Genomic DNA, 24,329 nt, shown 5'->3' on the forward strand with positions numbered 1-24,329 from the left:
GAGGAAGTTATGAGACACTTAATGAGTCCTTTGGACTTTACCGTAGAAGAATTAGACAAATTATTAGATCTTGCCAATGATATCGAAGCACATCCAGACAAATATGCACATGCATGTGACGGGAAGAAGCTTGCCACTCTCTTTTATGAGCCAAGTACCCGCACAAGACTAAGCCACGAGGCAGCTATGTTAAATCTCGGTGGAAGCATCCTCGGATTTTCTTCCGCTGACTCCAGCTCTGCTTCCAAGGGAGAGAGTGTATCCGACACGATCCGCATGGTATCCTGCTACGCGGACATCTGTGCAATGCGCCATCCAAAGGAAGGCGCTCCGATGGTTGCATGCCGCCACTCTTCCATCCCGGTCATCAACGCAGGGGACGGCGGACACCAGCATCCAACACAGACATTGACAGACCTTCTGACAATCCGCTCGTTAAAGGGACGCCTTGGAAATCTTACAATCGGACTTTGCGGTGATTTAAAATTCGGAAGAACAGTCCATTCTCTGATCCACGCTCTTGTGCGCTACGAAAATGTACGGTTCGTCCTGATTTCCCCGGAAGAACTTCGCCTTCCAAGCTATATCCGCAAAGATGTGTTAGATAAGAATAACATCCCTTACAAAGAAGTCATCAATCTGGAAGAGGCAATGCCGGAACTGGATCTCCTCTACATGACACGTGTTCAGAAAGAACGTTTCTTCAACGAGGAAGACTATGTCCGCATGAAAGATTTCTATATTTTAGATGCTGCCAAAATGTCTCTCGCAAAAGAAGATATGCTTGTACTTCATCCACTGCCTAGAGTCAATGAGATTTCCGTGGAAGTGGACAAAGACCCTCGCGCCGCTTATTTCAAACAGGTACAGTACGGTGTCTATGTCCGCATGGCGCTGATCCTCACACTTTTAGAAATCGAAGTTTAGACGGCAGAAAGGAGTTTATCATGGAAAACAATACATTAAATGTCAGCAGTATCTCAGAAGGATTTGTATTAGACCATATTCAGGCAGGAAAAAGCATGGATATCTATCACTACCTTCGCCTGGACAAGTTGGATTGCTGTGTCGCAATCATCAAAAATGCAAGAAGCAACAAAATGGGAAAGAAAGATATTATGAAGATTGAGTGTCCGATCGACATCATTGATCTTGACATTCTCGGATTCATCGATCACAATATCACGATCAATATCATCCAGAATGACAAAGTTGTTGAGAAAAAGCGTCTGGAACTCCCAAAAGAAATCACAAATGTGATCAAGTGTAAAAATCCTCGCTGTATCACTTCCATTGAGCAGGAATTGGAGCATGTATTTGTTCTGACTGATCCGGAAAAAGAAGTATACCGCTGCAAATACTGTGAAGAAAAATACGACAGAAAAAATCACTAATTGAATATATTTTTATTGCATTGGATTCCAAAAGGATTTCCTTTGTAACAAAAAGGTGCTCCTCTTCGAACGACAGGCAAAAAATCTATTGCCTGTCTGCTCGAAAAGGAGCACCTTTTTTCTGTTCTATTATTCACAATTGCAATTATAATACAAATTCCAACTGGCAATCACACGGTTCTTTCTCCACGCTCTTCTGATTATACTCGACTGCCTCCACACATCCCATTTCTTTGTAAAATGCCTGTGTCTCCTCACAGGAATGTGCAGAAATGTATAACTTCTTTGCGCCCATCTTTCTTGCAGCTTCCACGCACCTTGTAAAAAGCTGTCGTCCAATTCCTCTGTTTCTGCAATCATAAGAAGTATGTATACTGGTCAGTTCCAAATACTGCTTCTCCTGTCCGAAAAACTCGTGTTCTACCGATGCAAATCCCTTCAGGCGTTCCTCCACAAACGCACCGAAGACAACTCCTCCTGTCTGTATCGTGTGGATCAGACACTCCGTCAGATACCGATAGTCACTATCACTCCACTGTTCGTTAAATACGATGTCCTTCAATACCCATTCACCGTCTTCCTTCCGCCAACAGCGATTTACTTCCTGATAGCGGTCAAAGTCAGCAAACAGTGACACAGACAACTCAGATTCTTTGATTCTTCTGTAATTGATTCTACCTTTTCCCATAGTCGGTCCCTCCTGTAAAATCAAAAAGCATTAAGCAAGACGATAAGCCGGGTTATGTCGTTGGACAATCATCTATCTAGGCCTGCCGTTACCGGAAGGCTCAAGCGACCTACCTAAAACGTGACGGGCCGCCACATTGTTTTCGTTCGGTCTTGCTTCGGATGGGGTTTACATATGCCCTCGCTGTTACCAGAGAGGCGGTAGTCTCTTACACTGCCCTTCCAACCTTACCGGCCAGATGACCGGCGGTATATTTCTGTTGCACTAGCCTTGGAGTCACCTCCACCGGACGTTATCCGGCATCCTGCCCTGTGAAGCCCGGACTTTCCTCACCTGCCACCTTTCGGTGATTGCAGCTGCGATTGTCTGTCTTACTTAAATGCCTTTGTATTCTATCATCTTCTAGCAAAAAAGTAAAGACTTCTGTTAAAAAATACATCTTCTACTTCCATTTACCATACATTATAGCACATTTTTTCAATTTGCAAACACAATGACAGATATTTTTAACTTCTTTTCCAAGATGTATAATCTTCTGTCTTTCTGCCATACTAGACAGGGAAACGTAATATGAAAAACTTGAGGAGGGCTTAACAATGGCTGATATTTCTATCTTAGATTTACAAAATCTCCGTCATTTGATCGGAGGATATGACACAACACACTGCAAAATGACAGATTATGCTTCTCAGACAACCGATCCCGAAATCAAAAAATTGTTCCAGGATGCTGCAGACAGTGCAATGAAAAACAAACAGGAACTGATGAGATTTTTATAAGGAGGACATCAAAATGAACGAAAAAACAATGGTCGCAGATGCACTGGTAGGTATCAACGGAGAATTAAAAATGTTTGGAGAAATGATTCCACAGACAGAGAATAAAGAATTAAAACAATGTCTGAAACAGATCCGGAATTCTTGTGAAATGTCACAGGAGAAACTGTATGAAGTCGCACGCCAGAAAAGTTACTATGTTCCTGCCGCAAAGGCAACGGAGCAGGAAGTAAACCATGTCAAATCCATTCTGACTCAACCGACAATGCACTAATTTTTTCAGCCGCCTCCCCTGCCGCATCACTACACCGAAGCCGGAGAGGCGGCTTTCTGTGTCTGAAAACCTCTCCGATACTGACATACATACAGTTCTTTTCTAAAATCTCCAACTTTTCTTATAATCCTAAGAATTCTTTACTTTCTTAATGACAAAAAATATTTTATCCTGTACAATGATATCTAACTGACAAAAGAACAAAAGAATTAAGGAGCTATTTTATGAGTATTTTAAATGTAGAACATTTATCTCACGGCTTCGGGGACCGTGCGATTTTTGAAGATGTTTCTTTCCGACTGTTAAAAGGTGAGCATATCGGACTTGTCGGTGCAAACGGAGAAGGAAAATCCACTTTTATGAATATTGTAACCGGAAAATTACAGCCAGATGAAGGAAAGATTGAGTGGGCGAAAAATGTACGTACTGGATATCTGGATCAACATACAGTTCTGGAAAAAGGCCAGACGATCCGTGATGTCTTAAAGTCGGCATTCCAGTATCTCTTTGCACTGGAGGAGAAAATGAATCAAATCTGCGACTCTCTCGGCGATGCAGATCCAGAAGAAATGGAAGCGCTGATGGAGGAGCTGGGAACAATCCAGGATACCCTGACACTTCAGGACTTTTATATCATTGACTCTAAAGTAGAAGAAGTTGCCCGCGCACTCGGATTACTTGATATCGGTCTGGAGCGAGATGTCACAGATTTAAGCGGAGGACAGCGCACAAAAGTACTCCTTGCCAAGCTGCTTTTAGAGAAACCAGATATCCTGCTTCTCGACGAGCCAACAAACTATCTGGACGAGGAACACATTGTGTGGCTTAAGCGCTACTTACTTGACTATGAAAATGCTTTTATCTTAATTTCCCATGATATTCCATTTTTAAACGAAGTAGTCAACATCATTTACCATATGGAAAATCAAGAATTAAATCGTTATGTCGGTGACTATGATCATTTTCAGGAAGTCTACGCAGTCAAAAAATCTCAGCTGGAAGCTGCTTACCGCCGTCAGCAGCAAGAAATCAGCGAACTAAAAGACTTTGTTGCCCGCAACAAAGCAAGAGTTTCCACAAGAAACATGGCGATGTCCCGCCAGAAAAAACTGGATAAGATGGATATCATTGAGCTTGCTGCCGAAAAACCGAAACCGGAATTTCGCTTCAAAGTCGGACGCACTCCTGGAAAATACATTTTCGAAACGAAAGATCTCGTGATCGGATATGACGAACCTCTTTCCAAACCACTCTCCCTTTCTATGGAGCGCGGTCACAAAATTGCGCTCGTCGGCGCCAATGGAATTGGAAAGACCACTCTGTTAAAAAGCATTCTTGGCCTGATCCATCCTCTGAAAGGTTCTGTGGAACTTGGGGAAAATCTTATGATCGGTTATTTTGAGCAGGAATCTGCACCAGACAATAAAACGACCTGTATTGAAGAAATCTGGAGTGAATTTCCATCTTTCACCCAGTATGAGGTCCGTTCCGCACTAGCCAAATGTGGTTTGACGACAAAACACATTGAAAGTCAGGTTCGTGTGTTAAGCGGTGGAGAACAGGCAAAAGTACGTCTGTGCAAACTGATCAACCGAGAGACAAATATTTTACTTTTGGACGAGCCGACCAATCACCTTGACGTGGATGCCAAGGCAGAGTTGAAACGAGCTCTTCAAGAATACAACGGCAGCATTCTTCTGATCTGTCATGAGCCTGACTTCTATCAGGATGTGGTAAATGAAGTTTGGGACTGCACAAAATGGACAACGAAGATTATTTAATTTCATTTCAAAAATATCTCTGATGCAACAAAAAAACTTCAGCAAGAACTCTTTTGCCCTGTCCTTCTTCTAAGATTCGACAGATTCAAATTGGTTCTTTGCTGAAGTTTTTGTTTGTTTTTTATCGTATTTACTTTTCCACTTGCTCAGATGCACAATCTTTCGGAGATTCTTCCTTCTCTTCAGCTTCCTTCTCCTCTATCGGCAGGTTTCCTAAAAGAGGCTGTGGCACTGGCACCTCATTTTTCGTAAAATCCTGCTCTCCGGTCATCGGATTCCCCGAAAAAGACATTTCCCCTTTTTCTGTTTCATTCATGGCTGCTCCAAAAGTACCTGCCATAAACTCTCTCGCCGCAGAATTCTGTGCCTCTTCCTGATTTCTTGTCATCTTCTCCTGTCGGAACTGATCTTCTTCTTTTCTTGTACAACGGAAAAAGTAAATTCCGACTGCAATGATTGCTGCTCCTGCCACTCCCTTTGTCAATACATTTCCAATATTCCAAAGAACATCATACATAAATCCCGGCAAAATGACATAAATCAGCGAGGAAATTCCATCCCACAGCAAGGTTGCACCGATCAGAATGATCAGAATTGTAATGATAGAACGGTAAGACTGGAAAAATCCTTTTTTATCGCTTCGAAACTCTTTCGCCAGTTCATCCATGTGAAGTAAATATCTGTCTTCTACCATGTAAAATTCTTCCGGGTTCATTGTCTTTAAATTATGCACATGGAAAAAACTGTAAAACCATATAACCGGGAGTAAAAAAATCGGCCATCCCATGCCAAGCATTGCAATCAGTGCCACGCTTCCCCAAAATAGAATCATTAGACTGACTCCCTGCTTCTCAAATCCCATATAAAGCTCTCCCGCTCCCGGGATTAAAGAAGCTATCCATGTTAAAAATCCTTTTCTTTGTCTTCTCATACAAATCATTCCTTCCATTTATCTTATTGATTACTTTCTTTTGAACTAACTTTATTATACAAAAAGAACTTTAAGATAGGCGATATGATTTATTAAGATTTTATGAAATTTATCTTCTTGGCACGGCTATACTCTTGTGTTTGCTTTACAGCTATTTTCGATTTCTTTTATACTCCTTTGCCATGCGAATGACCTCTCCATGCAGAAGGATCAACGCTGTCAAGTTCGGAATTGCCATCAACCCGTTAAAAGTATCAGACAGTTCCCAAACAAGCTTCGGTGCAAGAACAGCTCCCGGCAGAAGAAGCAATATGTAGATCAGTTTATATGGAAAAACTGCATGTTCTCCAAAAAGATATGCTGCTGTCCGCTCTCCAAAATATGCCCAGCCGATGATGGTCGCAAACGCAAACAGCGCAATGGAGATAGCAAGAAATTTGTCCCCATTTGGAAATACTGTTGCAAAGGCATTTCCCGTCAACGTCGTGCCGTCAATGTTTTCGACTCCATCTGCAATGTTTGAAATGCATCTCTGTGGATCATATACGCCTGAAGTCAGTATTACAAGTGCTGTGATTGTACAGACAACAATCGTATCTATGAACACTTCTGCCATTCCCCACATACCCTGAATCTGCGGACAGCTTACGTCAGAAGCCGCATGTGCCATCACCGAAGATCCAAGTCCGGCCTCATTGGAAAAAACACCGCGGGAAATACCCATTTTCATCGCCATCTTCACACCATATCCAGCAACTCCGCCTCCAACTGCACGCAGCCCAAATGCTTCTCCGAAAATCCATAAAAATGTTTCCGGAATTCTCTCATAATGTATCACAATGACAAGAAGACCTCCCAGAATATAGAATGCCGCCATAAACGGAACGATTTTTTCTGCTACCATCGCGACTCTCTGAACACCACCGAGAATCACAACAGCCACAAGTACCATTAATGCCATTCCTGTAAATTGCTCCGAAATTTTCAATGTAGCTTCCAGCCCTTTTGCAATCGCATTAGCCTGTGTCATATTTCCCATTCCAAAAGAGGCGCAAAGACAAAATATAGAAAAGAAAACCGCAAGCCACTTCGCCCCCAGTCCCCGCTCCATATAGACCATCGCACCCCCAACCCATGCACCTTCGGAGTTTTTGTAACGATATTTGATCCCGAGCACATTTTCTGCATAGATTGTCATCATCCCGAGGAACGCAGACACCCACATCCAGAAGACCGCTCCCGGGCCTCCGGTCACAATTGCTGTGGCAACTCCGGTAATATTCCCCGTGCCAAGCGTTGCTGCTAACGCCGTACAAAACGATTGAAATTGTGAAATAGACTGATGATCCTGCGCCTTTCTGACTCTCCGGTCACGAAACAATGCACCAAGTGTATCCCCCATCCAGACTTTCCAACCCTTAAACTGAAAGAAACCGGTTCGCAGTGTAAAAAGCATTCCGACGCCAAGGAAAATAACCAGCATCCCCCTCCCCCATACGAACGCATTTACCACACTGTTGATTTGTCCTATTTTCCCTAGCATAACTCCTCCCATATTTCAAATTTCGATGCAAAGCGAACCTTTCGCTCTGTCCGTACTATCAAATATATGAGAAATTTTTCTGTTTATTAGTTTTCCCGCAAAATCATTTGCCCTTTTTTCGATCTCATAGTACAATACCACTATGCAAAGGAGCGTGACACAAATGACAGAACACGATATTCAACTTTTAAAATCACATTTTACTTTCTGGGACAAACTATCCCCTCATCAAAAAGATATTCTAATTGGAGGAACGACTGCTGTCTCCTATGAAAGAGGAGATTCTATCCACAGTGCTGACTTAGACTGTGTCGGTGTCCTTCTCATTAAAAAAGGCTCTGTCCGGGTATATATCCTCTCAGAAGATGGGCGGGAAATTACTCTTTATCGGCTGTATGACGGAGACATCTGTATTCTATCAGCTTCCTGCGTTCTTCAGTCAATCACATTCGATGTCCATATCGATGCCGTTTCCGACTGTGAATTTCTTCAGACAAATTCCTGTGCCTTTTCACAGATCATGCAGGAAAATATTTATGTGGAAGCCTTCGCCTACAAGCTGGCATCTGAAAGTTTCTCCGACGTCATGTGGGCAATGCAGCAGGTGCTTTTCATGAGTTTTGATAAACGGCTTGCCCTCTTTCTTTTGGAGGAATCCGCCAACGAACAATCCGACACGATCCACATGACTCACGAGCAGATTGCACGCTTCGTCGGCAGCGCCAGAGAAGTCGTCACCCGGATGCTCAAATATTTCTCCTCCGAAGGATATGTCGAACTTTCTCGCGGAAATGTACACATCACCAACCGCGCCGGTCTGACTTCCCTTACCCTGTAAATACCATTTTTCTAGATCAGGTGTTTCATACGCTTGTAAAACTATTCCCAAAATACAAAAAGGAAATGTCCTGCTTTTTACAGCTATTTAGACATTTCCTTGCTTTATCATATTTTTTGCATCGTTTCTGCTTTCGTTCTCCTAGCACTTATCCATGGATCATTTCCAGTAACTCTTCTTTTGTCTTTGCCCCGAGCTCTTGTTTTGCAATCTTACCATCTTTGAATAAGATCAATGTCGGAATGGACATTACGCGGTATTCCTTTGCAATTTTCATCTGCTCATCTACATTGACTTTACAGATTTTTACATCTGTCACTTCTTCTGCCAGTTCCTCAATGATCGGCAGTACCATCTGGCAAGGTCCACACCATGGTGCCCAAAAATCTACTAAAACTGGTTCCTTTGCCTCTAATACTTCTTTTTGAAATGTTTCGCTTGTTAATTGAATTGCTGCCATTTTTCTTCCATCCTTTCTATTCCTGCAATGATTTATGGTCTGCCTGACATTCATCAGGTCTTTTTCTATTTCCTTTGTTATCTCTTATTATACTCATGATTGACAGAAACTCTGTGAGTTAGTCACAGTTTCTGCAATTTTTCTTACCAGCTTTTATCATCAAAAAATCAGGTTTATGAAAAAGATCTGCATAATCCGGATATTTCTCCAGAATTTCAATCGTCAGCAGCGGCTCTGTCACACTTTCTATGCAAAATCCTTCTTGAATCAGTGTGTTGAGCATTGTTGAAAATGTTCTGTGATATTTCTTGACGCCGTCGACAAACCATGTCGTTTCTCTTTCTCCCTCTACTCCATAATCCATAAGATTTAAATATAGCTTTTTCCCGTTTTCATCTTTGGTCCATCTGTCACCCGACGAAAAACAAGTAGTCAACGGATGCTCCTGCGAAAACACAAATATGCCTCCATCCTTCAACAGTTGATACACATCCCTGACAACTGCCTCATAATTTTCAACATAGTGCATCGCAAGAGAGCTGATTACGATATCAAACTTTTTATGCAATTTTGATATTTCTTCGATAGGCATATGGATATAGGAAATAGAAGGATGTCCATTCTCTGCTTCTGCAACCTCCAACATCTTTTTGGAAATATCAATTCCTACAACCGTTGCTGCACCTAATTCCACAAATTTTGTACAGTGCTCCCCAAAACCGCAACCCATATCCAATATTGTTTTTCCATTTAAATCAGGTAATAATGCAAACAATTCGGGAATCTCAAACAAGGTATTGGCATTTATTTCGTTCTGTCTTATCTTTTTGTAACCTTCAAAAAAACATTCGTCATCATAAATATTTTGCCTTGCCATCTCTTTTCCCCTTGCTAAACTTTTCTTTTTGCCATCTTTAGCATATCATATTTTTTAATACTTGACATCCTCTTCTTGCGCTGTTTCGTTTTTCCACTTCTTATAATTATACGCAGCCTGAATAAAAACCGGCAGAAAAAGAATCACGCCAATAATCCTTGCATAGGAATATGCCGGAAACTCTTTATAAATTACGATGTTTATCATTATCAATACAGGTATCATCCATAATGTTCTGATTAATTTTCGTCTATAACTCAATTTCCAATAACAAAATTCAACCCCTTTGTCTACTTTTTCACTCATATCATATCTTCTTGCAAGAAAAAAAGAAAGGGCCAATCCAATGATCATACTAATTATCATTATCAAGAACATATTACCATCCTCCGATTTCTACTTCTATTACGATAATTTTACCATTTTAGATCACTGTTACAAGTTAAATGTAAGTAAAGATTTTAGAAAATTATTCTTCTACTGTAAAAATTTCTTCAATCGTAACATGGAATGTCTTTGCGATATTCCATGCCAAAACCAATGATGGATTGTATTTTCCCTTTTCAAGGTTTCCTATAGTTTCTCGGCGTACACCTACTTTTGCAGCCAATTCTTCCTGTTTCATATCAAATCTTGCTCTATACTCTTTAATTCTGTTTTTAATCATCGGATACACCACACCTATCTTTCCAATCAAAATAAGCAGTAACAAAGCAGAAGACAATTATGGAAAACCCAAATCCCAAACCAATCCCTTTTACAAGCGCGACATTAGAATTATGCTCTATGATTGCATAATAGAACGTGACAATGGCTGTTATTACTAATTCAGAGAAAAACGCCCACGCAGCAGCTTTTCTCATATTTTGAACAAACATTTCATCTGTTTCCACAAAGAAATATTCAAAAAATAAGGCAAAACCTAAAAACGGGAAAAACATAGGATTATCTGTCCAAAATCCCAGCAAGCCAATGAGAGAGAAAAAACCTAAAAAGCCATACCTACACTTCATAATAGACCTCCTTCTATGTGGTATATTTAACACTTTATGTTATAAATATACCACTTTTCATGTTTAAAGTCAAGAATGCACACTACATCTCTCTCAACCTTTTAGAAACTATGAAACTACAGAGAAATGCTCCTGCTACAATAATAAAGCAAACGATTGTACACCATACAGGCACTCTCATATCTAATTGTACTCGTAGCAAAATCGTGATTGCTAAAAATACAGCTCCCACAATTTGTATAAAGTCTAATATCCTTTTTTGAAGTACCTGCAAATGCTTTTTATCTTTTATTCTTTCAGATTTCCATATTCCATAATTTACTTGAAGATCCTTTACATCTTCATCAGATATAAGTTCGTCCACACTTACGTCTAGTTCTAATGCCAGTTTTTTTGCTGTAATCAAATCCGGACATCTTGAACCTTTTTCCCAGCGACAAACTGTCTGCCTTGAAACATATAACTTATCTGCAAGTTGTTGCTGAGTAAGATTTTTTTCTTCTCTGAATTTTTTGATGTTATCATTTAACGCCATACTCCATACCTCTCTTTCATTCTCATCATATAACGATAAAATCCAAAATAAAAGTACCAGTATGTATTTCCCTTGTTTCCATTTTGGTAACATCCATTTCACAAACCTGTTACGCTATTTTGCAGTATTCTACAGCAGTGCTATACAAGCTCACTAGACTAGCTCGTTTGCTTGACAGGCATATGCCCTATAGATACCAAAAAAGATGGCCTTATTCCTATAAACAGGATAAGTCCATCTTTTCCGTTATCTGCACTGCCTACTTCTGCACAATATTAATAATTCTTCCCGGAACGTAAATCTCTTTTACGATCATTCCTGTCAGTTTATCTGCCACTGCTTCTTTTCCTTTTGCAATTGCATCTTCTTTAGATACATCTGCCGCAAGTGTCACGACAGCTCTTGTCTTTCCGTTGATCTGTACAGCGATTTCGACCTCGTCGTCTTTCATCGCCTCTTCATCATAAGTCGGCCATCCCGCATTGAATACGGTTCCTTCGTGTCCGAGCTGCTGCCATAACTCTTCTGCCATATGCGGAGCAAACGGAGCAAGCAGTACTGCCAGTGTGCTTAATGTTTCTTTATCCACGCCGCCTGCTTTTTTTGCAATCTCATTCAGCTTATTGTTGTACTCCATAAATCCTGAAATAACTGTGTTTAAGCTAAAGCTTTCCAAACGTGTTGTAATATCATATACCATTTTATTACGGATCTTGATCATCTCTTTTGTTGCGCTGACATTTTTGTCTTTGCTGTCCATAACGAGATTCCATACTTTATTTAAGAAACGGTAAACACCATCGATTCCTCTGTCATCCCACTCTGCATCTAATTCCGGTGGACCTACGAATAATTCATACATTCTCAGAGAGTCACAGCCGTAATCTCTTACAAGATCATCCGGAGATACGACGTTTCCTTTTGATTTACTCATCTTGATTCCGTTTTTACCAGTGATCATTCCCTGATTGAATAATTTCTTGAATGGCTCATCAAAATCAATTGCCCCAATATCACAGAGGAATTTTGTGTAGAAACGAGAGTACAATAAATGAAGTACCGCGTGTTCTACTCCTCCAATATACATATCTACCGGAAGCATCTCATCTGCTTTTTCTCTTGATACAAGTGCTTCGGAATTATGGCTGTCCACATAGCGGAGGAAATACCAGGAAGATCCAGCCCACTGTGGCATTGTGTTTGTCTCACGTTTTGCAGGTTTTCCACAAACTGGACAAGTTGTATTTACCCAGCTTTCAATTCCTGCAAGCGGAGATTCTCCTGTTCCGGTCGGCTCATAAGAATCTACTTCCGGAAGTGTCAGAGGAAGCTGCTCTTCCGGTACTGGAACTGCTCCACAATCCGGGCAGTGTACAATCGGAATTGGTTCTCCCCAGTAACGCTGGCGCGAGAATACCCAGTCACGCAGTTTATAGTTGACAGTTGCCTTTCCAAATCCACGTTCTTCGATGATATGCGGCGCTTCTTTTTTCAAAACAGCTGATTCCATTCCGTTCCACTCACCAGAATTGATCATCGTTCCTGCTGCCTCTGTATAGGCCTCTGTCATATTTTCAATTTCTTTTCCATCTTTTGCGATTACCTGTACGATTGGAAGATCGAATTTCTTTGCAAATGCAAAGTCACGATCATCGTGAGCCGGCACACACATGATTGCTCCGGTACCATAGTCTGCGAGAACATAATCAGAGAGCCAGATTGGTGTCTTTGCTCCATTTAATGGGTTGATCGCATAAGATCCTGTAAACACTCCTGTCTTTTCCTTATCCTGAAGTCTGTCTACATTCGACTTCATAGAAGCATCATAGATATACTGTTCTACCGCTTCTCTTGTCTCGTCTGTGGCAAGACTCTTAGCAAGCGCATGCTCCGGTGCAAGTACCATAAATGTCGCCCCGTGAAGAGTATCTGGTCTTGTCGTATAGACAGTGATCTTATCTTCTCTTCCTTCTACCTGGAAATCAACTTCTGCACCGTAAGATTTTCCGATCCAGTCTGCCTGCATCTTCTTTACCTTCTCCGGCCAATCTAATTTATCGAGATCTGCAAGAAGCCTCTCTGCGTATTTTGTGATCCGAAGCATCCACTGACGAAGATTTTTCTTTGTCACTTCTGTTCCGCAGCGCTCACATTTACCATTTACTACTTCTTCATTCGCAAGACCTGTCTTGCAGGAAGGGCACCAGTTGATCGGGAATTCCTTCTCGTATGCCAGTCCTTCTTTGAACATTTTTACAAAGATCCATTGTGTCCATTTATAAAATTCTGGATCAGTTGTATTGACTTCCATATCCCAGTCATAGAGAGCTGCGATCTCATTGATCTGTCTCTTAATATTTTTTACATTCTCAGCAGTAGAAATCGATGGATGCACGCCCATCTTGATTGCATAGTTTTCTGCCGGAAGTCCAAATGCATCCCATCCCATTGGATGTACAATATAGTATTTCTGTAATAACTTATATCTGCTCCATACATCAGAGATTACGTATCCTCTCCAGTGTCCGACATGGAGACCATTTCCTGATGGATATGGGAACATATCGAGACAATAATATTTCTCTCTCTTTCCATTTTCATCTTCTTTTACGTTCACTGGATGCTTTTCCCAGTTTTCACGCCATTTTTTTTCAATCGCCTTATGATTATAAGGTACTGCCATTCTTTTTTCCTCCTTTTTCTCCAAGAATTCCCTCTGCGGAAATCAATTTCCTATGCAATAAAAAAAAACCTCTCATCCCATCAAGAGACGAAAAGGCTGACTTCCGTGGTACCACTCTTATTCATACAGCATCTCACTGTACGCACTCATTGCTTCTGTAACGGGAAGTCCCGCCTCTATCTACTTCCATACAGTGTATTCTGTATCTCTCGTTCAATAGAAGGGCTCCAAGGTGAGTTCGGAGATTACGCTGCTGCCTCACACCTGCCGGCAGCTCTCTGAAAACGATAGACTCTTACTACTCCTCTTCTTTGCCATTGTCTGATTCAATCTGTCATCACAATTTCAATGATATTTCTATTTTATCATACGAAGACTATTTGTCAAGGCATTGGGAAAAGCTGTATTTTTTTGTAAATTTCGCATAAATTTTTATATTTTATTGCCATTTTCTTATAATTAGTGTATAATACATTACATAATCGACAGAACGAAAAAACATTATAAAGGAGATAGTGCCATGGTAAATTTATTAACAGGCCCTAAAGGGAGCGGCAAAACACAACAGATGATCGAATTAGCAAATGAGACAGTAAAGCAGTGTGACGGCAATGTAACGTTTATCAAGAACAGTCACAACGATACATACAGTTTATCTTTTGATATCAGAGTAATCTGTATGGATGACTATCCTTCCATCAAGAACATTGACGACTACACTGGATTTATTTATGGAATGCTTAGTGCTAACCATGATATTCAGGCTATTTTTATCGATGGTATTTTAAAACATGCCAATATTTCTTCTGAGAATATGCCTCGCTTCATTGAACGGTTGAAAAATATCTCTAAGAGACATGATGTGAATTTCTATTTAAGTATCAGCGCAGAGAAAGACCAGTTAAACGGAATTGACTTGACTGACTGTGCACTTCTTAATTAAAACAACGAAGCAATTCAAATGGAAAAGTTAATAGTCCATAATTTCCATTACTTTTAAAAGCCTTGCAGTAATTGCTACCGCAAGGCTTTTCTCTTATCTTTTTTCTATTTTCGTATACTCTATTTTCTTTCAAATGCAAGCTCGATCAGCTCTGTCACAAGCGCTGTCGTATCGATTCCTTTTTCTCTCCAAAGCATTGGGTACATGCTGATATTCGTAAATCCAGGCAATGTATTGATCTCATTGAAAATCACTTCATTTGTACCATGTTCCAGGAAGAAATCCACTCTGGAAAGTCCAAAGCCATCTACCGCTTTGAAAATTGCAACAGCATCTTCTCTCGCCTTTTCCAATGCTCCTTCTGGCAGTTCCGGATGAGTATCTGTCTTAGAATCCGGATTATTGTACTTTGCTTCATAAGTGTAGAACGTATCTGCTGCCTTAATTTCACCGACGTCAGATGCTTTCACATTCTTTCCACCAAGCACTGCACATTCAATCTCACGCCCTTTAATCGTCTCTTCCACAAGAATCTTTGTATCATGCTTTGTCGCTTCAAGCAATGCTGCCTGTAATTCTTCTCTGTCTTTTGCCTGATTGACTCCCTGAGAAGACCCTGCTTTGGACGGCTTTACAAATACCGGATACGGAAGCACTTCCTCCACCTTGTCAAGCACCTTGTCGATCTCCTCAAGCTCATATGCATGGATTCCAACAAACTTTGCCTGACGGATTCCAAGACGATCTACGATGATCTTCGTGTAAAGTTTATCCATGGATACCGCTGATGCAAGTACCCCACATCCGACATAAGGGATTTTCGCAAGTTCAAACAATCCCTGGATGGTTCCATCTTCACCGTACATTCCGTGAAGAACTGGAAAGATCACATCTACCTGGATCTTCTCCACAGTATCCCCCAACACGAGAATTCCATGTTCTCCGGCATCCGGTGAAAGAATTGCCCGCTTCCCGTTTTCACGCCAGGTATCATTTCTAATTGCTTCTGTATCTTCCACTTCCAGCCAGCATCCCTCTTTTGTGATCCCGATTAAAACCGGCTCATATTTTGTCCGGTCAATATGCGAGATCACTGTAACTGCTGACTTACAGGAAACTTCATGCTCAGAGGATTGCCCTCCAAAGATTACCGCTACTCTCTGTTTCTTCTCTCCCATTTTTCCACATCCTTACTTTTCTTTTTTCACTTCTTTCTATTCTATCGGCATTTTCTATAAAATGCATTTCCAAAAATGCTGATTTCATTGCAAATCCTGCTCTATTTAATACTTAAAACTGTATTTACCTTCTCATCCTGCTTATATTCAATCGTCACTTTCTGTCCCGGCTCATAGCGGATGACATCAATAAAGTCTACTACCGACACATCAAAAATCTCCTCTGATTCTTCCAGAAGAATATAGTAATGTGAGTTTCCTTCCACGACTCCCTGTGCAATCTTCGCAATGGTTCCTTCCATCGTCTGTACTTCTCGCTTGTCTTCCTCTTCCTTGATCACACCATCCGTCAGAAGAAGTTCATTGTATTTTTCCTCACACTGGCTTACCGTATCTCCGATTGCTACAAGCTGATATTTCTGTACATTTACCATCGCATACTTCTTAACAAGGCCCGCATCATCTTTTAATGCGATAAAATAAGTCGGCTCTCCGGAGAGATTTAAAAGAAGCGGGAAAGTCGCCTTGTATTTCAAGTTCTGTACCTGACCTTCTGCAGATGACATTGCAGAAGCCTCTGTAGCACCTTCGATCGGATAAAATTTTGTTTCCATTGTTCTCTGGTTCATCAGAACAAATCCGACGTTGGACTGGTCACCACTCACGGATGTCACACCCGTATATACCCATACATCGTCATCGATCGCAAGATAGTTATATCCTTCTGTCGTCTTCAGGCAGTCTTTCTGTCCAAGCACACTGTTCAAAAATCCATGCTTCAGCGCTCCATAGTAATCATAAAGCTGTACAAGAAGATCAGAAGAATATGCACGGTCAATCCACTTCGGCACATCATCGATCGCATAGTCTTTCGTCTCTCCTGTCACTGCATTACACAGTACAACTCTTCCAACAGTCTCTCCTCCAAACAGACCAATGTTAAACTTCTTCACCGGGCATACCCAGTATGGAACTCCGTCATCATCTGTCTCAAAACTTAACTGGTCAAAAATATAAGTCGGATAATTGAAGCGCAAATGTCTGTAAATGTTCCGGTTAAAATATTCGCTTGTAGAATACTTGATACCTTTTTCTAATTTTACAAGCTCTGTAGACTGTGTGGCCATATCAATACGGACATACGCCGGGATTCCTTCAGACTGATTCGTGATCCATTTAATACCACTGGCATATTTGAGCGGAGAAACACGTACCGGTCTTCCTTGATAGTTGATCTGGCTGTAAATATCATCCACCTCAAATTGAGATACCATATCTACCATACTTCCCATCTTTCGATTTCCGAGAAGTGTTGCAGACTCTTTGTCAAGCAGCGGGATTTGATCAAAGGAAAGTTCTTCGATATCCTTTGTAAATTCTCCCTCCTCTACTTTAAGAAGCTTCTGATACTTCTTCGCATTTACGATCGGAGAAGAAAGTAACGCTCCCACAAGATACACAACAACAACTGCTGCCAGTACAAATAGAATCGCCTTCATCCCTTTACTCGTCTTAATCTCATCTGGACGAAGCCGTTTCTTCCACGCGTAGATCAGCGCAAGAACTGCAACTAAAATCCCAATAAAGAACCAAAAATCACGAGAGTGGATATTGATTGCCGGCAGTGTAAAATAGTAATACAAAAATGCAACAATCGCAAGCACAATCGCTCCAATTATTTTTGCCTTTGCTTTTTTCATAACATCCTCCATTTTCTATATATCAATAAGTTATAATGAACAGTATAATACAAAAATATCATCAGCGCAAACAATGTCTGATGATATTTTATAAACTTCTTATAAACAATAGAATCTAGAAATGTTTTCTCCAGAAACTTGGAGAACAAATCATAAGAAACGGGAAGATTTCAAGCCTTCCGATCAGCATATCCATAGAAAATACAATTTTAGATAACACCGAGAAAGACTGGAAGTTTTCTATCGGACCTACTCTTGAAATTCCCGGACCTACATTGCTCAATGTAGTCAGCACTCCCGATATGGTTGTTGCAAAATCAAAATTATCAAGTGCCACAAGAAGCACAGAAATTCCAAATACAAATACATATGCACTAAAATATGCATACACCCCTTGCAACGTCTCATTGCTGATTTTCTTTCCATTTACTTTTACAACATTAACCGATTTCGGATGCAGCATTCCTTTCACCTGCTTCAAAATACTTTTCCACAAGATCAAAAATCTGGACACTTTCACTCCACCTCCGGTAGAGCCGGCACATGCACCAATCACCATAATGAGAAGCAAAATACATTTTGACAATTCCGGCCACAAATTAAAGTCTGCCGTGGCAAATCCTGTCGTTGTAATAATTGATGCAACCTGAAAAATCGAATATCGGAAAGCTTTTAACGGTTCTTTGTAAATAGAGAGAACATTGCAGGTGATCACCAAAGTTGCCGCCACTATAATTCCCAGATATGCTCTGACTTCCTCATTTTTCCAGACAGATTTTACATCTTTTATTAAAAGAAGAAAATACATATTAAAGTTGATTCCAAACAGGATCATAAAAACGGTGATCACCCCGTCAATATAAGCACTGTCATAGTAGGCAACGCTGCTGTTATGATTTGCAAATCCTCCGGTTCCTGCGGTACTAAAGGAGTGAATGATACTATCATATAAGTTCATTCCTCCCGCCAGAAGGAAAATGATCTCCGCGACAGTGAGTGCCAGATACATTGCATATAAAAGCTTTGCGGTCTCTCGCGCTTTCGGAACAAGTTTATCCGCTTCTGGTCCTGGAACTTCTGCCCGCATTAAATGCATAGAACTTTTATCATCCAGAGAAGTCACTACCATAACAAACACAAGTACACCCATTCCACCAATCCAGTGCGTCAGACATCTCCAGAAATTCATTCCATAAGAGAGCGCCTCTATATCTGTAAGAATGGTAGATCCTGTCGTCGTAAATCCAGATACGGTCTCAAACAGAGCGTCCACATACGATGGAATCTCTCTTGATAAATAAAATGGAAGTGCTCCGAATACAGACCACAATATCCATGCTGCGGCTACGATCACAAGCCCGTCCTTCCCATAGATTCTTCCATTTTCTGGTTTTTTTCTACCAAAGAGAAGGAAAAAGACACACAGCACAGCGCTTGTAATCCCAAATGCTACCATGTCTGAAGTTTCCCCATAAATCAAGGATACTGCTGCCGGGATACAAAGTACAAGTGCTTCCACCCCCAACATTTTTCCTAATACATAAGCTGTCATTTTGTAATTCATTTTTCTTCCACCACTACACTAAAATATCATGAAAATCCTGTACTTTGCATTTCAATGTAATTACGATCACACTATCCCCGATCTGGAGGCAATCCTCTCCTCCGGGAATAATAATTTTTCGATTCCTTACAATACATGCAATCAGCACATCTTTCTTAGTTTCCAGGCTCTTCAGTGGTACTCCCACATAGGAGGTCTGTTTTTTTATAATAAATTCCAGTGCCTCAACACGATCATCTACAAGATGGTACATTGCCTCAATATTGGCACTGCGGATTGAATTCTGGCGTGCGCGCACATAGCTTAAAATTGCATCGGCAGTCGCAGATTTTGTAGATACAATGCTGTTGATCCCAAATCCTGCCACCATCTCTGCCCTGGAATCTTCATTGACTTTCGCCACAATCTTTGGAACTCCCTGCTGTTTTGCAAAAAGTGCCATGATGATATTCTCTTCATCCATTCCCGTAAGTGCAATAAAGGCATCTGCATCACCGATTCCCTCTTCGATCAGAAGTTCATTATCCGATCCATCCCCATGAATAATAGTAGCTTCCGGAAGCGCCTCACACAGTCCTTCACTCTTTGCCAGGTCTTTCTCTATGATCTTTACCTGCATTCCAAGCTTCGTCAACTGCTTTGCGAGATAGAATCCAACTCTTCCTCCTCCGCAGATCAATACCTTTTTGATTTTATTTTTACGATTTCCAATTTTTTTAAAGAAAATTTCCATCTCTCGATGAGATGCCGCTATGTGAAGCCTGTCTCCTGGCTGCAGGACAAATTCCCCATCCGGAATATAAACCTGTGTTCCCCGCTGTACTGCACAGATCAAAACTTTAATCTTATACTTTTTATAAAATTCTGCAAGGGATATTCCAGTAATCGAGCTTTCCTGCTGAAGCGGAAATTCTACCAGTTCCACTCTTCCTTTTGCAAACGTTTCCACCTTACTTGCAACCGGGAAGATCAGTACTCTGGAAATCTCATTTGCAACTGTCAATTCAGGGTTTACTGCCATACTTAAATGCAGATCTTCCTTCAAAATATCAAGCTGCTGCAGATAAACCGGATTTCTTACACGGGCAATCGTATGTCTGGCTCCCAGCCTTCTGGCAATCAGACAACTTAACATATTCAGTTCATCCGTAGACGCACAGGCAATCACCAGATCTGCGTGGGGTACATCCGCCTGCTTCTGCACTTCTGCACTGACTCCATCTCCAGTGATACAGAAAATGTCCAGCCTGTTGATGGTCTCTTTCAATTTTCCCTCATTTGGATCGATCAAAACGATGTCATAATTTTCTTCAGAGAGTTGTTTTGCAAGCTTAAAGCCCACTTTCCCATCTCCTATAATTACAATTTTCATCGCACTTTCCTCTTTTCTCACATTACTTTTTCATTTTGTAAATTACTCATTGTCTAAACCGATAATCAGCATGCAAATTATAACACTTTCTATTAGAAAGTCAAGGGAAATCTTTATGTAATTTTAATGTATTTTTACATATTTTTATTTTCTTTTAATATCCCTCTCAGTCATCTCTTCACAGCATACAAAACCCAAGAAGATGTACCATATTTTTCAAGAGACTATTCTCTGATTTTCAGATACAAAAAGACAGAGAATCCAGGACTGCTTCCGCCGTCTCAGACTCTCTGCCAGTTCCGTGATAGATTTCTATTTCTATCACTGCTTTCCTATTTTATATACAATCTACTCTTCCGCTGCGCGCTTTGCGATTTCTTTCTCTTGTACATCAGAAGGCGCCTGCTCATATCTTGCAAATTCATACTCATAAGTTCCGCGTCCTCCGGTCATAGAACGAAGCACTGTGCAATATCCGAACACTCCCGTCATCGGAATATCCGCCTCGATGATCTGTTTTCCACCCTGCACTGGTGTCATTCCGAGTACACGTCCGCGACGTTTGTTCAAATCTCCCATGACGTCCCCGGTGTACTCATCCGGCACAGTCACTTTCAATGTTGCAATAGGCTCTAAGAGAACCGGAGAAGCCTCCATGATTCCTTTCTTAAACGCCTGCATGGTCGCAGTCTTGAATGCCATCTCAGAGGAGTCAACCGGATGATAAGATCCATCATACAGCGTTGCTTTCACACCGACTACCGGATATCCTGCAAGAGGTCCCTTGCCTACAGATTCCTGAAGACCTTTTTCGACTGCCGGGAAATAATTCTTCGGAACTGCTCCCCCTACGACTGTCTCCTCAAAAATATATGGTGTCTCCAGGTCGCCTGATGGTTCAAATTTCATCTTGACATGTCCATACTGACCATGTCCACCGGACTGTTTCTTATATTTTGTATCAATATCGGAAGTCCTACGGATCGTCTCACGGAATGCAACTTTCGGTGTCTCCAGCGTAACCTCTACTTTATAGCGGTTTGCCAGTTCGCTGACGATGACTTCCAAATGTTGCTCACCCATACCATAGAGAAGTGTCTGATGATTTTCACTGTCGTTAACTACCTTGACAGTCACATCTTCTGCCATGATCTTTGCCAGCGCCTGAGATACTTTATCCTCGTCTCCTTTCGATTTTACAACATATTTCATATATGTATACGGAACAGAATGATCTGTCTTTGGATATACAACCTGCGTATTCTTAGTGGCAAGCGTGTCTCCGGTTCTAGTCGCACTTAATTTTGCGATGGCACCGATATCTCCCGCATGTAGCTCCTGTACTTCTACCGGCTTATTTCCCTGCATGGTATATAATTTTCCTGGTTTTTCTTCTGCATCTGTACTCGTATTATACAGAACGTCCTCTCCTTTTAAAACACCAGAGCATACTTTGACAAACGAATATTTTCCGATAAAAGGATCCACCATGGTCTTGAAGACATAGGCTGTCTTTGCCTTTGCAAAGTCATAATTTGCTTCATAGATTGCCTTTGTCGTACGGTTAAATCCAACACACTCTCTCTTATCCGGGCTTGGGAAAAATCTTACGATATCTGACAGAAGGTTGGCCACTCCCTGTGCCATCGTATTGGATCCCATTCCAACCGGAACAATACTTCCATCCATCACATTTACTCTAAGCGCAGAACGAATTTCTTCTACGGAAAATTCTTCTCCTGCAAAGTAACGCTCCATCAAGTCTTCACTTGTCTCGGCAACCGTCTCTAACAATGTGTCTCTGTATATTTTAAGGTTTGGCAGACAATAATCTGGAATCTCACATTCTTCTCGCTGTCCAATGCCCGTATATCTTCTTGCTGCATTCTTGATGACATTGACATATCCTACCAGCTGTTCGTTCTCTCTGATCGGCTGGAAATGCGGTGCAATAACCTTTCCATATCTCGCTGTCAATTCTTCCACAACATTACGGAAACTCGCATCATCCATATCCATCTCCGTCACATAGACCATACGAGGCAGATTATACTTATCACAGAGCTCCCATGCCTTTTCTGTTCCGACTTCCACACCTGCTTTTCCTGATACAACAATGACAGCCGCATCCGCTGCACTGACCGCCTCTTCTACTTCCCCGACAAAGTCGAAATATCCCGGAGTATCAAGCACATTGATCTTTGCCTTTTCCCATTCAATCGGATATAACGTTGTATGGATGGAAAATTCTCTCTTCTGCTCTTCTTTATCAAAATCGCTGAGCGTATTGTGATCAGAAATCTTTCCCATACGGTTGGTCACCCCTGATACGAAAGCCATCGCTTCCACTAAGCTTGTTTTTCCACTGCCGCCATGTCCAAGTAACACGACATTTCTAATTTCATCCGTTCTGTAAACCTTCATATTGCTGCCTCCTTCTAGCGCGTTTTTGTCATGTGTATATTGTACTAAAAAAATATATAAATTACAACTCTTTTATGTAATTTATACAAATTTTATACAATATATTCTTTTTCACTTTAAAGCATCATAGCTTTGACAAATATGAAAAAATAGCTTACAATAATTCATATAAAATTTTCTGATTGATATATACTGGAAGGACATATGAAATATGAAAGAAAAAATTGGTTTTATCGGACTTGGACTGATTGGAGGATCGATCGCAAAGGCAATCCGGCAATACTATCCGGACTTTGAACTGGTCGCATTTGATAAGCAAAAAGAAACACTGGCACTCGCTGCCCAGGAAGGCATCATCGACACCGCATGTTCTTCGATCAACGACAGCTTTTGCAACTGCACATATCTGTTTCTATGTGCTCCTGTCGCCTATAACAATGCCTATTTGGCACAATTGAAAACCTATCTGCACGAAGGCTGTATTCTGACAGATGTCGGCAGCGTAAAGAATTCTATCCACGAAGCAGTCAAAAAGCTCGAGCTGGAAGAATATTTTATCGGCGGACATCCGATGGCCGGTTCTGAAAAGAGCGGATTTGCAAATGCAAAAGCAATTCTAATTGAAAATGCATATTTTGTCCTGACTCCGTCAGAAAAAGTCTCGCAGGAGAAAGTAACTGCTTACAAAGATTTCATCGCCTCCTTGAAAGCAATCCCGATTATTATGAATGCCAAGGAGCATGATTTTGTCACCGGAACGATCAGCCATCTGCCCCATATCATTGCTTCTGGTCTAGTAAATTTTGTAGAACAGACGGATACGGCAAATGAATATATGAAACTGCTTGCCGCCGGAGGATTTAAGGATATTACGCGAATTGCCTCATCTTCTCCTACTATGTGGCAGCATATTTGTCTAAAGAATCACAAACAGATTTCTGAGATTCTGGATGCTTATATTCACCTCCTGATCGAGACAAAGAAGTCTGTAGAAACCTGTAATACCGAGCAGCTTTATGACTTCTTTGACCGCGCAAACAACTACAGGAATTCTATTCCGGACAGTTCCTTTGGCTGTATCAAAAAGGAATTCGTTATTTACTGTGATATTATTGACGAAGCCGGCGGAATTGCAACCATTGCAACCATCCTCGCTTCCAACCATATCAGTATAAAAAATATCGGAATCATTCACAACCGAGAGTTTGAAGAAGGTGTTCTTCGCATTGAATTTTACGAAGAACTCTCCTCACAGAAAGCAGTGAAACTTCTTCAGAAGTATCGCTATATTGTATACGAAAGATAATACTTCGTATGGAGAAACGCACTTCTCCTTTTTCACTCAGATTCATACC

At 41.0% G+C, this 24,329-nt stretch carries 24 protein-coding genes, 1 other RNA gene and 1 other annotated feature; of the genes, 8 read left to right on the plus strand and 17 right to left on the minus strand.

The genetic code is table 11. The features are described 5' to 3' along the window. The first annotated feature begins 9 nt into the window (after positions 1-9). Together pyrB and ACGG81_RS09130 are read left to right on the plus strand one after the other, a co-directional pair. Positions 10-927, plus strand: coding sequence for an aspartate carbamoyltransferase (gene pyrB / locus ACGG81_RS09125; protein WP_008975120.1), 918 nt, complete (start codon positions 10-12; stop codon positions 925-927). Between the two features lie 20 nt (positions 928-947). Continuing rightward, a complete protein-coding gene (locus tag ACGG81_RS09130) occupies positions 948-1,394 on the plus strand; it encodes an aspartate carbamoyltransferase regulatory subunit (protein WP_016440736.1) in 447 nt (148 codons plus the stop codon). Between the two features lie 145 nt (positions 1,395-1,539). Here ACGG81_RS09130 and ACGG81_RS09135 read toward each other — a convergent pair whose 3' ends face one another. Both ACGG81_RS09135 and rnpB read right to left on the minus strand, forming a co-directional pair. Then, entirely contained in the window at positions 1,540-2,082 is a 543-nt protein-coding gene (locus tag ACGG81_RS09135) for a GNAT family N-acetyltransferase (RefSeq protein ID WP_008975118.1), read from the minus strand. Between the two features lie 27 nt (positions 2,083-2,109). After that, an RNA gene (gene rnpB / locus ACGG81_RS09140) (RNase P RNA component class A) lies at positions 2,110-2,460 on the minus strand. Positions 2,461-2,678: 218 nt separating this feature from the next. On the opposite strand from rnpB, the gene ACGG81_RS09145 reads away from it, so the two are divergent. The 3 genes from ACGG81_RS09145 (at position 2,679) to ACGG81_RS09155 (ending at position 4,913) form a co-directional block, all read left to right on the plus strand. Then, a complete protein-coding gene (locus tag ACGG81_RS09145) occupies positions 2,679-2,861 on the plus strand; it encodes a hypothetical protein (RefSeq protein WP_008975117.1) in 183 nt (60 codons plus the stop codon). Positions 2,862-2,874: 13 nt separating this feature from the next. After that, positions 2,875-3,132: a spore coat protein gene (locus ACGG81_RS09150; RefSeq protein ID WP_008975116.1), complete on the plus strand. Its 258-nt coding sequence runs from the start codon at positions 2,875-2,877 to the stop codon at positions 3,130-3,132. A gap of 224 nt (positions 3,133-3,356) precedes the next feature. Beyond that, positions 3,357-4,913 (plus strand): ABC-F family ATP-binding cassette domain-containing protein, encoded by a 1,557-nt coding sequence (locus ACGG81_RS09155; protein ID WP_016438452.1) that lies wholly within the window; start codon positions 3,357-3,359, stop codon positions 4,911-4,913. A gap of 130 nt (positions 4,914-5,043) precedes the next feature. On the opposite strand, the gene ACGG81_RS09160 is transcribed toward ACGG81_RS09155, so the two are convergent. Then, the gene (locus ACGG81_RS09160) at positions 5,044-5,844 is read right to left on the minus strand and encodes a hypothetical protein (protein ID WP_009262236.1); all 801 of its coding nucleotides are present in this window, start codon (positions 5,842-5,844) and stop codon (positions 5,044-5,046) included. Between the two features lie 151 nt (positions 5,845-5,995). Further along, positions 5,996-7,387: an alanine/glycine:cation symporter family protein gene (locus ACGG81_RS09165; protein ID WP_390107955.1), complete on the minus strand. Its 1,392-nt coding sequence runs from the start codon at positions 7,385-7,387 to the stop codon at positions 5,996-5,998. A 163-nt stretch (positions 7,388-7,550) separates the two neighbouring features. Here ACGG81_RS09165 and ACGG81_RS09170 point away from each other — a divergent pair, with 163 nt between their 5' ends. Further along, the gene (locus tag ACGG81_RS09170; protein ID WP_016438449.1) at positions 7,551-8,225 is read left to right on the plus strand and encodes a Crp/Fnr family transcriptional regulator; all 675 of its coding nucleotides are present in this window, start codon (positions 7,551-7,553) and stop codon (positions 8,223-8,225) included. Positions 8,226-8,373: 148 nt separating this feature from the next. Here the strand turns inward: ACGG81_RS09170 and trxA are convergent, their stop codons facing one another. The 7 genes from trxA to leuS all read right to left on the minus strand — a co-directional run bounded on the left by trxA (position 8,374) and on the right by leuS (position 13,793). Then, positions 8,374-8,685, minus strand: a complete 312-nt coding sequence (trxA, locus tag ACGG81_RS09175) for a thioredoxin (RefSeq protein ID WP_016440740.1) — start codon at positions 8,683-8,685, stop codon at positions 8,374-8,376. Between the two features lie 118 nt (positions 8,686-8,803). Beyond that, positions 8,804-9,562: a class I SAM-dependent methyltransferase gene (locus tag ACGG81_RS09180; protein ID WP_390107959.1), complete on the minus strand. Its 759-nt coding sequence runs from the start codon at positions 9,560-9,562 to the stop codon at positions 8,804-8,806. 54 nt (positions 9,563-9,616) lie between these two features. Further along, the gene (locus ACGG81_RS09185) at positions 9,617-9,868 is read right to left on the minus strand and encodes a hypothetical protein (protein WP_270602944.1); all 252 of its coding nucleotides are present in this window, start codon (positions 9,866-9,868) and stop codon (positions 9,617-9,619) included. A gap of 163 nt (positions 9,869-10,031) precedes the next feature. After that, positions 10,032-10,229 carry a helix-turn-helix transcriptional regulator gene (locus tag ACGG81_RS09190; protein WP_008975109.1) on the minus strand — a complete coding sequence of 66 codons (198 nt, stop codon included), beginning with the start codon at positions 10,227-10,229 and terminating at the stop codon, positions 10,032-10,034. Next, positions 10,222-10,575 carry a DUF3796 domain-containing protein gene (locus ACGG81_RS09195; RefSeq protein ID WP_008975108.1) on the minus strand — a complete coding sequence of 118 codons (354 nt, stop codon included), beginning with the start codon at positions 10,573-10,575 and terminating at the stop codon, positions 10,222-10,224. Before ACGG81_RS09195 ends, ACGG81_RS09190 begins: the two co-directional genes overlap by 8 nt. Before the next feature lie 82 nt (positions 10,576-10,657). Further along, positions 10,658-11,110, minus strand: a complete 453-nt coding sequence (locus ACGG81_RS09200; protein WP_009262242.1) for a helix-turn-helix transcriptional regulator — start codon at positions 11,108-11,110, stop codon at positions 10,658-10,660. A gap of 259 nt (positions 11,111-11,369) precedes the next feature. Beyond that, complete coding sequence (gene leuS, locus ACGG81_RS09205; RefSeq protein ID WP_016438445.1) at positions 11,370-13,793, minus strand: leucine--tRNA ligase; 2,424 nt, start codon at positions 13,791-13,793, stop codon at positions 11,370-11,372. 80 nt (positions 13,794-13,873) lie between these two features. Further along, positions 13,874-14,114, minus strand: a binding site (T-box leader). A gap of 199 nt (positions 14,115-14,313) precedes the next feature. Here leuS and ACGG81_RS09210 point away from each other — a divergent pair. After that, positions 14,314-14,736, plus strand: coding sequence for a hypothetical protein (locus ACGG81_RS09210; RefSeq protein WP_008975105.1), 423 nt, complete (start codon positions 14,314-14,316; stop codon positions 14,734-14,736). A 119-nt stretch (positions 14,737-14,855) separates the two neighbouring features. Here the strand turns inward: ACGG81_RS09210 and ACGG81_RS09215 are convergent, their stop codons facing one another. The 6 genes from ACGG81_RS09215 to ACGG81_RS09240 all read right to left on the minus strand — a co-directional run bounded on the left by ACGG81_RS09215 (position 14,856) and on the right by ACGG81_RS09240 (position 22,974). Then, on the minus strand, positions 14,856-15,914 hold the full coding sequence (locus ACGG81_RS09215) for a D-alanine--D-alanine ligase family protein (protein WP_390107964.1): 1,059 nt from the start codon (positions 15,912-15,914) through the stop codon (positions 14,856-14,858). Beyond that, positions 15,862-16,002: a hypothetical protein gene (locus ACGG81_RS09220; protein ID WP_009262245.1), complete on the minus strand. Its 141-nt coding sequence runs from the start codon at positions 16,000-16,002 to the stop codon at positions 15,862-15,864. The genes ACGG81_RS09215 and ACGG81_RS09220 overlap by 53 nt, the downstream gene beginning before the upstream one ends. 13 nt (positions 16,003-16,015) lie before the next feature. After that, complete coding sequence (locus tag ACGG81_RS09225) at positions 16,016-17,614, minus strand: hypothetical protein (RefSeq protein ID WP_016438443.1); 1,599 nt, start codon at positions 17,612-17,614, stop codon at positions 16,016-16,018. Positions 17,615-17,729: 115 nt separating this feature from the next. Continuing rightward, a complete protein-coding gene (locus ACGG81_RS09230) occupies positions 17,730-19,178 on the minus strand; it encodes a TrkH family potassium uptake protein (RefSeq protein WP_016438442.1) in 1,449 nt (482 codons plus the stop codon). Positions 19,179-19,191: 13 nt separating this feature from the next. Beyond that, positions 19,192-20,550, minus strand: a complete 1,359-nt coding sequence (gene trkA, locus ACGG81_RS09235; protein WP_008975101.1) for a Trk system potassium transporter TrkA — start codon at positions 20,548-20,550, stop codon at positions 19,192-19,194. A 348-nt stretch (positions 20,551-20,898) separates the two neighbouring features. Then, the gene (locus ACGG81_RS09240; protein ID WP_009262248.1) at positions 20,899-22,974 is read right to left on the minus strand and encodes an elongation factor G; all 2,076 of its coding nucleotides are present in this window, start codon (positions 22,972-22,974) and stop codon (positions 20,899-20,901) included. A gap of 211 nt (positions 22,975-23,185) precedes the next feature. On the opposite strand from ACGG81_RS09240, the gene ACGG81_RS09245 reads away from it, so the two are divergent. Next, a complete protein-coding gene (locus tag ACGG81_RS09245) occupies positions 23,186-24,280 on the plus strand; it encodes a prephenate dehydrogenase (protein ID WP_009262249.1) in 1,095 nt (364 codons plus the stop codon). The last annotated feature ends 49 nt before the right edge of the window (positions 24,281-24,329 follow it).

The sequence above is a fragment of the Faecalimonas umbilicata genome (genome assembly GCF_042846195.1).
Classification (GTDB): domain Bacteria; phylum Bacillota; class Clostridia; order Lachnospirales; family Lachnospiraceae; genus Faecalimonas; species Faecalimonas umbilicata.